We start from the raw sequence: 3160 nt of genomic DNA, 5'->3' as shown, positions 1-3160 counted from the left end.
TGGAGCACTGGCAAGCGGGCAGGAGTATCTGTGCCATTTCCCGCAGTCTCGGTGTCTGCAGGGCCACTGTTCGTAAATATGTTTATGCCGCTGAGGCCAGGGGTTATCGTCAGGGAGACCCCATACCGCCACAGGGATGGAAGGCATTTCTTAAAGAGGTAATTCCCAAGCCACCGGACCCATCCACGCGCTCGGAAGTATTTGCTAAACTTCTTCCCTACCAGGACGAAATCAGGGCAGCCTTAGCCACCACTAAAGCCTCAACGATCTGGCAGAGGCTGCGCGATGAACAGGGATTGATGATATCGCGGCCCAGTTTTTACCGCTATTTGAGCTGTTTTCTGGCTGACGCCTGGAAGAAACCGCGTATAACGATAAGGCGTGATGACCCGCCACCCGGCGATGAAGCCCAGGTGGATTTCGGTTACCTGGGTACCTGGCAGGACCCGCAGACCGGCAAAAGATGCCGGCTTTGGGCTTTTGCTCTGATACTGTCTTTTAGCCGGCACATGTTTGTCCGGGTCGTTACCCGGATGGACCAGCGGGAGTGGCTGACGTGTCACGTGCTAGCCTTCCAGTTTTTCGGCGGAGTCCCCTTAAGAATTACTCCGGATAATTTAAAGACCGGGGTGATTAAAGCCGATCTCTATGATCCCAGGTTTAACCAGGGTTATGAAGAATTGGCTCATCACTACGGAATCATTATCGACCCGGCCAGAAGTGCCAAACCCCGGGATAAAGCGCGGATAGAGCGGGCTATCCCCTATATCCGGGACAGTTTCTGGTCGGGCAGGAATTTCACCAGCTTCGAAGAAATCAACCGGCAGGCGGCACAGTGGTGTCTTCGAGTCGCCGGGATGAGAGAGCACGGCACTACATACCAACCGCCGTTAAACACCTTTCGTCTGGCGGAAGAAAAAGCGCTCCGGCCATTACCAAGCACGCCGTTTGAAATTGTTACCTGGCATCAAGCTAAAGTGGCTCTCGATTGCCATATCCAGGTAAGCTGTACTCTCTACTCCGTCCCTTACCAGTACGTGGGAAAAACGGTGGCCGTCAAGCTGGGGAGTAAAACGGTTGAGATTTACCTCGATTCTGATTTGATCAAGACCCATTCCAGAGGAACTAAAGGCAAAAGAGTTACCGATTGGAATGACTATCCGCCGGAGAAAGCCGCCTTTTTCCAGCGCACTCCCCAGTGGTACCGGCATAAAGCCGGCACTATTGGTCCCGCCACTACGGAGACCATTGATGGTCTGCTGAAACTTCATGCTTTCCACTACCTGCGCCAGTGCCAGGGTATCTTAAGGCTGGAAGAAAAGTACGGACCTCAGAGACTGGAGCAAGCCTGTGCCCGGGCCAATGCCTTCGGTGACCCCTGTTACCGGACCGTGAAAACCATCCTGGAAAGGGATCTGGATAAGCAAACTCTGGTATCTGAGCCGATCAGGGAAGCGGGGGCTTTTCTACGCGGTCCTGAAGAATTATGCGGCTCAATCAAAATTTAAGGGAGAAAATCGATGACTGATAAACATCAAATCGAAAACAAGCTGAGGGTACTGAAGCTCGGCGGCGTATTAGAAACCCTGGATATAAGACTGGACCAGGCACAGAAAGACGGCGTAAACTTTACCCAATTTCTTGAATTGCTACTGGAGGATGAAGTGCAGCACCGGGAGAATAAGAGACTGGCCACCCGGATTATCCGGGCTCACTTTGAGGAAGAGAAGAGCCTGGAAGGCTTTGATTTTAATTTCAATCCCAAGCTGCCGGCTCAGTATATTCGTGAACTGGCTACCTGCCATTTTATCGAACGCAAGGAATCGGTTATTCTGTGCGGCCCGGTGGGTGTGGGTAAGACTCACCTGGCCCAGGCACTGGGACATCAAGCCTGCCGGACGGGACACAGCGTCCTGTTTATGAAAGCCAGCCGTCTTCTCGCCGATTTGGGCGGCGGACGTGCTGATGAAACCTGGGAGAAGAGAGTTCAGCGCTATTTGAAGCCAAATCTACTCATAGTGGATGACTTCGCCATGAAAGAATTTACCAAGACCCAGGCTGAGGACATTTATGAACTCATTGACCGCCGTCACCGCAACAGCTCCCTCGTAGTCACCGCCAACCGGGCGCCCAAAGACTGGTACCCCCTCTTCCCCAACCCTGTCATCGCGGAAAGTGCCCTCGACCGCCTGATTAGCGGCGCCCATATGATTACCCTGACCGGTAAAAGTTACCGGTCTATGCTCCGTCCCACTAAAGACCTTGCCGGGGAGGTGGTAACTGTGTGATACTACTTTTTAAGTGCACCCGGGGTGGCACATTAGCATGAGAATAGAGGTGGAACATTAACTTGAGACAGGGTGGTCATATAACCTGAGAAACGACAGTATTATCATAAAAACTAGTTTCCTTAAGTATATATACTAAATTCATTCCACATACATTATTTCCTTCGGTATTTGGGAAGTGGGGTAGACAGAAAAAATGAACATCAGGGTCAGGTAAAGTAGACAAACGAGCATGAAAGGGGATCTTGTGCTGAATGCCGTCTTGACGCTGGAGGCACCTGAAATGGCGATAACGCATCGTCATTGGCTGCTCAGACCAGTGCAATACTCATCAAGCGTACGGATGCTTAAGCAGGAGTCCCATTTCTTTGTTGTACCGGATATAATCAACATAATTGGTGAACTTATCGAATATAAGTAGGTCAGTACTAATATGAGGTGAGCTTGATGAGTAATTTTGTAGAAGTCGGTAAAACCGGTGAACTCGAAGAAGGAGCTATGAAGGAGGTCTTAGTCAGGGACAGGGCAGTTCTTCTGACCAGGATTGGGGACAGTTACTACGTTGCTGATAACCGTTGCCCGCATATGGGAGGAAAACTTTCGAGTGGAAAACTGGAAGGGTCAATTGTCACCTGTCCTCTACATGGTTCCCAATTTGACTTGAGGAATGGTCAGGTGGTTCGCTGGTTAAAGGGGTCAGGGCTTCTCGCGAAGGTGAGTAAGATACTGAAGTCACCGAGACAGCTTACTACATATAACGTAAGAGTTGAAAGTGACAAGATTCTGATAGAAATGTAGTTGGCACCTTGCTAAACTCTGGCAGGAGATGAGGCATGAGTACACAGGTAGATAAGAACTTTTGCGCTGATACA

Annotated in this window: 4 protein-coding genes; all 4 read left to right on the top strand. The window is 50.4% G+C overall.

The features are described from left to right. Positions 1-1508, top strand: a 1508-nt coding sequence (gene istA / locus PHI12_14430) for an IS21 family transposase (protein MDD5511981.1), incomplete at its 5' end; no start/stop codon positions are given. Positions 1509-1520: 12 nt separating this feature from the next. Next, on the top strand, positions 1521-2288 hold the full coding sequence (istB, locus tag PHI12_14425; protein MDD5511980.1) for an IS21-like element helper ATPase IstB: 768 nt from the start codon (positions 1521-1523) through the stop codon (positions 2286-2288). A 232-nt stretch (positions 2289-2520) separates the two neighbouring features. Then, positions 2521-2709 carry a hypothetical protein gene (locus PHI12_14420; protein MDD5511979.1) on the top strand — a complete coding sequence of 63 codons (189 nt, stop codon included), beginning with the start codon at positions 2521-2523 and terminating at the stop codon, positions 2707-2709. Positions 2710-2735: 26 nt separating this feature from the next. Continuing rightward, positions 2736-3086 carry a Rieske (2Fe-2S) protein gene (locus PHI12_14415; protein MDD5511978.1) on the top strand — a complete coding sequence of 117 codons (351 nt, stop codon included), beginning with the start codon at positions 2736-2738 and terminating at the stop codon, positions 3084-3086. Positions 3087-3160 lie beyond the last annotated feature (74 nt).

The sequence above is a fragment of the Dehalococcoidales bacterium genome, assembly GCA_028716225.1.
Lineage (GTDB): Bacteria > Chloroflexota > Dehalococcoidia > Dehalococcoidales > UBA5760 > UBA5760.
This window is presented reverse-complemented; position numbering and strand designations above follow the sequence as displayed.

Excerpts from the sequence above, each read along its gene's own strand:
- istB (MDD5511980.1), top strand. The coding sequence starts at position 1,521 with ATGACTGATAAACATCAAATCGAAAACAAGCTGAGGGTACTGAAGCTC.
- PHI12_14420 (MDD5511979.1), top strand. The coding sequence starts at position 2,521 with ATGAAAGGGGATCTTGTGCTGAATGCCGTCTTGACGCTGGAGGCACCT.
- PHI12_14415 (MDD5511978.1), top strand. The coding sequence starts at position 2,736 with ATGAGTAATTTTGTAGAAGTCGGTAAAACCGGTGAACTCGAAGAAGGA.